The sequence below is a fragment of the Methanobrevibacter sp. genome, from assembly GCF_045577275.1.
Taxonomy (GTDB): domain Archaea; phylum Methanobacteriota; class Methanobacteria; order Methanobacteriales; family Methanobacteriaceae; genus Methanobrevibacter.
The window spans coordinates 1-7,132 of sequence record NZ_JAZNIB010000240.1; the positions used below are offsets into that span (position 1 = coordinate 1).

The window sequence follows — 7,132 nt, forward strand, 5'->3', positions numbered from 1 at the left end:
ATTATTCACTTGACCATCTTCAATTTTATAATCAGATTCATAAACTCGCAAAACCATAAACTCTTCAAAAGAAATCTCTGAAGAGTTAGAAAGATAAATATCCACCTCATCAATTGAATCATAATTTACATTATTATGCCCCCACCAATTATTTAAAGCATCTACATTACCATTGATAACATACAAACCAAAAAAATCATTATCCACAATACGGTTAAAATTAACAGTCAAATCATAAGAAAAATCTGAAAAAATACCATAACTATTATCCACTACATCATTTGAAATAAAACTATTGCCGTTACCATTGATATAAATTCCTTTAAAATTTTCCAAAAAGACATTTCTTAAAAAATAATTTTCATCCCCATTTAAAAATACACCAACATTTCCTCCTACAACAACATTATCTTTAAAGAAAGATCTAATTGATGAATTTATAAGAATTCCATAATAATATGAACAACCCATATTAATATTTTCAGAGCCATTAATAATGTTACTATCAAATTTGAAATTATTAGCATTTAATAAATAAATATTAGCAAAAGTATCCCCATAGAATCTATTATATGCAATAGATAGGTTACCAGATGAAAGACAAGGTTCTATGACCCCATCAACAAAATAATAATCGCTAATAGAAGAAAAAGAATATGATAAAAAAGTATTATCATAAATTAAACCATTTGAAGAATTGTTTATAACTATAGAGCCACTATTTGAAAAGGTATTGTTGAGAATGAAACCTTCAATAGTTGAATTGACAACATTATCCATTAGGATTATGAAACTTCCCAAACCATTAGATAAAGTCACCTCTTTAAAATCACATGCTCTTAAGTAAACACTTTTATTTAAAATAATGCTCTCTGTTAAATCTTCACTAACCTCTATTACATCACCATCATGTGTTTCGTTATCATCAATTGCATCTTGAATACAAGAAAAAGTTTTACCATTGTTCAAATTAGCCACCAAATCGCCGAAGAAATAGAAAATATTTACCACATCACCCCTTTGACCTGATTTATCAACACTAATAAAACGTAAAGTAGTGACAGTTGAAGAATTAGAAATGAAAATTGAGCCGTTATAAAGATTACTATTCTCATCAGGCAGGGAACCATCTAAAGTATAATAAATCAAAGGATTATCATCAACATCATCTAAAGCATATAAGTCAACATAGAATGATTCATTATAGATTGCTGATCCATTGCTTGCCCAAACGAAAGGAGCGCTATAATCAACGACAAAATTCCTAGAAATGACTGAACTATTATGTCCGTTCAAGCCAACATAAGAGAGAACAGACCAATTTCCTGCACTAACATTAAAGCTAAGTTCCCCTAAGCCTTCATACCATGTGCTGCCATTGTCAAAGCTGCAGAAAACAGTGACGTTCTCAAGGTAAGCGGAAAAATTAACAAGCAGACTGCTGTCATTATAGATGCCACTATCAAGATTTACAATAGGGATAGGAGGGTTCAAGACATTTACTGAAATGGTTTTGCTGCTGCTGGTGTAGTACTGTTCGCTGAAGCTGGCTGTTCCTGTGAAGGTGCCTGGGCGCAGATTGATGGTCATGTAACAGTACCCGTCATCATCGCTGACTCTGGTATATGTATGGGTGTCAATATTGAAAGTCAATGTTTTCCCGGCCAATGGGTTTCCATTGCCGTCAAGCAAACGGGCAACCCAATAGGAACCATTGCGATAATATTTCACAAGATTGGAACTGACTATGCTTGTCGGCATCTCCAGAACAGTTATGCTGACAACCTTCTTGGAACTCACATAACCATTCTCCGTGAAGTTTAAGGTGGCATTGCAGACGCGAGGATGCATATTTATATTCATATGGATATAACCGTCATCATCGGTTGCACGTTGATAAACATTACCTAAGATTGTTATTGTGATGTTCTTGCCAACGAGGGGGTTGCCGTGAACATCCTTCAATTGGGCAACCAATTGGCTGGCATTCCTGTAATATTTTATAAGATTGGAGCTGGTTATGCTGGTGGGCATGGTGAAGACCTTGACTGTTATGGTCTTGCTTGATGGCTTGTAGTTGGAGTCTCCTGCAAAACTGATGGCGGATGTGTAATTGTTAGGCTTAAGGTTGATGTTCAATCTGAAACCCCCGTTCTCATCGGTTGTGCGTGTGTAATTGGCATTTGCAATATTAATCTGGACTGTCTTGCCTACCAATGGGTTGTTGCTTGCATCCTGCAGGTAACCCACTAACTGGGTGCCGTTTCGATAATATTTGGAGAAGCTGCTTACAACCAGCTTTGTTGAAGCACGATTGTCCATAGGATTCATCCCAGGGCCTATTCCTGGTTCAAATCCTGAAATGAACTCAAACTCCTCATCATGAGAATCCTCTTCCAAATTTTCAACCCATGGATCATCCTCATTAAATGCATCATCATCTCCCTCATCGCCATCATCCTCCAAAACATTCTCATCGGAATCAGAAGCGCATTTTAAATCTGAATAAACTTCCTCATTAGAAACTGACAAAACCACATTTTCCTCATAATTATCCTCTAAAGAAAGATCCATATCCTCAGCAGCAAAAGAAAAAGACAGGGACAAGAATACAACACAAACTAAAAGAACACAAAACAAAGATTTACCCCAATTCCTAACAAACATAAGACTCATTCCCCCAAATAAAATTTAAAAATAATATATCAAAATTGAATAGAATAATAAAAAAATGAAATGAAACTGAATATAAATAAAAATATATTAAACAAAAAATATAAAACTTTCTAAAAAATTAAGGAAACAGTTAGAAACTTGAAAATTTTAAGAATATTCAAAACAATATATTGGAATATGGAAGTGATTTTTTAATCTCAATGAACTAGTTTCATATAACAATTATTAAATAATCTTAATTATAAAACTATAAAAAGTTAAGATAAAATTAAAAAAATAATGATTGTGATTTAAATGGTTAAAGGAAACAAGGATAAATTTGTATTGGAATTAGGCAATGATGAAAAGGGCCAACCTAAGACACTTAGTGCAGAAGAGACATTAAAGCAAATGAAAAAAGGATTTAACAACGGATACGTTAGCTTTGAATATCCATTCTTATGGCAAGAACTTAAAAGCGAAGATGAAGATGAATTCACTGTCCGTGTATTATTAAACAAAACCAACAATTCCATTGTAAAAATATCCATACAACCATGTTTGGTAAATACTGTTGAAGAATTGAAGGAGCTTGTAGAAACCGATTTAAAAACAAAAGAATGGGAAATTCAACAGTCTGGAATGGAAACTTTTGATAACTATGGAATTTGGGACATGATTTATTTGACAAATGAAGGATTGGAAGTAGAGCAATATTCCATTTTAAAAGACAACAATTTATATTCCCTTGAACTCTATACCAAAAACAATAGGGATCAAGTGGCGGTAAAGTCTTTTGTAGATGTCATTCAAACATTTAAGATTCTAAAACCAGCTTTTAAAGTAAACGGAGATTCATACGAGAGAATATAATTCCTAAACTATTTTATTAAATAGAAAATAAAAAACTTGAATCTAATCTAACTTATTTTAAAAAAAAACAGATGCAACTAAATGAAAAAATAAAAATTATAAATTAAAAAAAAATGTGAAAAATAACCCTACCTGAAAAAATAAACTCTAAAAATTCAGATAGAGTTACTAATCACACCAAAATTTGTCCTATGTTTTGGTTTTATTTTACAAATTTCTTTTTGTGCAAAAAAGAATTATTGCAAATAGGCATATGTCCCTCCCGCCTGCCCAAAAACAATGAATGTTTTTCAATATGAATTTTATTTGCAGTTAATACATTATATGAATTCCACTGTTTTTATTTAAATTTAAGTGAAATCATTTGAAAACGCACAATGTCTCATCCTTATTCATGTCATGATAGAACTCCGCCTTGTCATCACCAAAGTCTATGACCTGAATCATATCATATATCTCCTCGCTTAGATTAGGATTTATGTCCTTTAAGATGTTTTTATGTTCATAGATCATATCCTTATTGAATTCCAAATTCTTCTCATTTTCAAACAATGCACCATAGTATATTTCCGCTTCAACCAAGTCCTGGAACATATGGCTTCCAAATGATAATTCTGGCATGTATCCCACTTCACTGTATGATTCCTCTAGAATTGCAGAGAAATAGCTGATATCAGCAAACACCACTGGAATTCCTAACTCTGGAGAAGATGTACCTATTCTTCCAGGAACTATTAGAATTGCAGTCTTGCCGTTTTCCTTGCAGTAGGCATTCACATCATTGATTACACGAGATATTGAACTTTTCTGAGCATATGGATATTCATAATAGCTATGAGGATCAACATAACAGATTGTGTCTATCTCACTTTTACGTGACATACCCATTGAAGATTCCTTGATATGGAAGAAGACATTCTTGTCCTCAGGCATTTCAATGGCTTCATTGTTTATTGAAACCTGCAGAGGTCTGCATTGCAATAGGTTAATATTGAATGAATTGTCCTCTCCAACATTGACTGTATACTCAATGTCAACAGGATAATCATAAGCTGTTTCCAAAGTATCCATGATTTCCTTCATCTCATCAATGAAATCCTGATTCTTTACAAGTCCCTCACAATTGACGAAGACTATTTCACGGCGCTCGCCTCTGTCACGGAACATTCTTTCAGCTTCACGGTCATGTTCAACCAGAACCCTCTTTGCATATCTTGGAATAACATCCAAACCTTCACCGACAGGAATGTCATGCAAGCTGATGTCCTTCAAATCAATCACATCAAGATAATGTTGGGAATATCTGTGCTTTTCCCTAATGTCCTTAACCATAGTAACTTCAGGCTTGTCAAGATTGATTATTCTAGGATAATCCTTTTTAGTCCTGTCAACTGCCTTTGTACCAAGACCCATTACAAGACGTAGCATTCCTTTGCTGTTGTCCATATCAGGCAGTGGAGAATATGGGCTGTATGAAAATCCTACACCTGCAGCTGTTGGGAAGAAATAATCTCCATAATAGGAACCTGAAACTCTCTGTACTAAAAGAGCCATCTGCTCATCAGTATCATCCAAATCGTTTATTTTCCTATATTCCAAAGCGGAAATGTTCATGGTACTTGAATATACCACTTTTACCGCCTCTTCAAAGGCTGCCAGACGCTCTTCAAGACTGCCCCTATTTACACAGAAGACTGATTCGTATTTTCCTGCAAATGCATTTCCATAACCGTCTTCAAGGAAACTGCTTGACCTTACAATGATAGGGTTTTGACCGAAATAATCCAATATCTGTATGAAACCCTTTTTGATTTCCTCGGAAAAAGTACCTTTTTTGAGAGCTTCTTCCAACTCTTTTCCATATTTATAGTAACCTTCAGGAGTCCTTTGCTTTACACGAAGGTCCCATAAGTCATTAGAAACAATGTATGTATAAAATAAATCTGATCCAATGTAAAAGGAATCATCCGGTTCAAGATTTCTATATATGTCAGGACGCTCCTTTTCGATTATCTTTCTTGCAAGAAGCATACCGCAGGACTTACCACCTACAGATCCACTTCCTACACGGCGGTCATAAATTGTGATATAATCCTCAAAAGTAAAGTACTCCTTTATTTTTGAAAGCATCTTCTCGTCTTTTGTCATCATCAGCTCACAAATCTTGTCACACTCATCATCGATATTCTGACCTTCCTCATACTTCATTCTAACCTGAAGCATGTATCTTTCCCAACTGTCCAAGATCTGTCCGCCTTGATGCTTATCAGAATCATTGATGGTCTTATAATACTTGCTTACTTCCTGACCATCCTGCAAAACCTTGACAAAACCTGTTCTTGGGTTGAACTTATGTCCTAAAAACATGGTCTGGGAATATCTGTTCCATACCTTAAGTGGAGAAACATAAACCTCTTCAGGAGAATTGGAGTGTACATTCAGGAATAGCTGTGTGGTTTCACGAATTTTAGCTATTGCATCAAATGAATGCCTTCCTCTAATGATTGGGAAATACGCCACAGTATCCAATTGGAATAGGAATGGGCAGGTAACCTTAAAGAAATTACCCATCATCAAATCTGTAGACCAAACCGCTTGGAGGTCACTTAAGCAGTCAAATACATAGAATGCATCGAATCCTTCCTTTTCAATGATTCTGTGAACTTCCAATGTAAAGGTTTCAAACTGATTGTATGGATTGACCTTATAAATCTTGATTCCATCACGTTCAATCATGCAAAATTCAGTTTCAGGATTATTCTCCTCGACTTCAAGCAGCTTGAAGTCCTCATCTGTCATTTCAATCAATGGATGATGATTAGCAAACCTGATGTATATCAAGTTTCTATTGTCCTCCTTCGCCTGTTTGACATAAGGATCGACAAAGTAAGAGAACTCATTTAGATTTGTAACATTCCAAACTACATTATCTCCCAAACGAATATTGTCTAAAGCTTCATCAAGCCCTGGAATCCCTGATTTTACTCTTTCGAATGCAGCCATAATAATATCTCCTAATCTTATTTAATTTCTCACCATTGGCACTCCTGTTAATTGTGAAGCTTCCATAGTCAAGGCAACCAAGTCTTGACGTTCAAGATTTTCAATGTCGGTGTTTCCTGCCTGTTGAGTCAATGAGGTTACTTCCTGAGTCATTGCTTCTATATAGTTTGCCACTTGCTGACCTTTTCTTATAGGATCCAGTCTTCTTCTAAGCATCCTATCCTGTGTTGCAATTCCTTTAGGGCAAATACCTTCAGAACAGGATTGGCAAACCTTACATCCTATTGAAATGAGTGCAGATGTAGCGATATAGACAGCATCTGCACCTAAAGCGATTGCTTTTGCCACATCTGCACCTGATCTTATTCCTCCTGCAGCTACGAGACTTACTTCACTTCTTAAATTAATGTCCTTAAGAGCATCATCAGCCTTTACAATAGCTTCTATTGTAGGAATACCTGCATGTTCTGTAACCACTTCAGGTCCAGCACCAGTTCCTCCTTGCATACCGTCAACTACAATTATGTCTGCACCTGCCTTAGCTGCAATCTTTACATCCTGTTCAACTCTACCAGATGCAAATTTCACAATGATAGGTACT

4 protein-coding genes are annotated in these 7,132 nt (G+C 35.2%); 1 reads left to right on the forward strand and 3 read right to left on the reverse strand.

The genetic code is table 11. The features are described 5' to 3' along the window. Positions 1–2,676, reverse strand: a 2,676-nt coding sequence (locus ACKI67_RS06765) for a chitobiase/beta-hexosaminidase C-terminal domain-containing protein (RefSeq protein WP_407462695.1), incomplete at its 3' end; no start/stop codon positions are given. 294 nt (positions 2,677–2,970) lie between these two features. Here ACKI67_RS06765 and ACKI67_RS06770 point away from each other — a divergent pair. Continuing rightward, positions 2,971–3,528: a PsbP-related protein gene (locus ACKI67_RS06770; protein ID WP_407462697.1), complete on the forward strand. Its 558-nt coding sequence runs from the start codon at positions 2,971–2,973 to the stop codon at positions 3,526–3,528. 360 nt (positions 3,529–3,888) lie between these two features. Here ACKI67_RS06770 and ACKI67_RS06775 read toward each other — a convergent pair whose 3' ends face one another. Continuing rightward, positions 3,889–6,552: a PEP/pyruvate-binding domain-containing protein gene (locus ACKI67_RS06775; RefSeq protein WP_407462700.1), complete on the reverse strand. Its 2,664-nt coding sequence runs from the start codon at positions 6,550–6,552 to the stop codon at positions 3,889–3,891. Further along, positions 6,553–7,132 (reverse strand): FMN-binding glutamate synthase family protein (locus tag ACKI67_RS06780; RefSeq protein WP_407462699.1); only part of this gene is annotated, 580 nt, incomplete at its 5' end.

Excerpts from the sequence above, each read along its gene's own strand:
- ACKI67_RS06770 (WP_407462697.1), top strand. The coding sequence starts at position 2,971 with ATGGTTAAAGGAAACAAGGATAAATTTGTATTGGAATTAGGCAATGAT.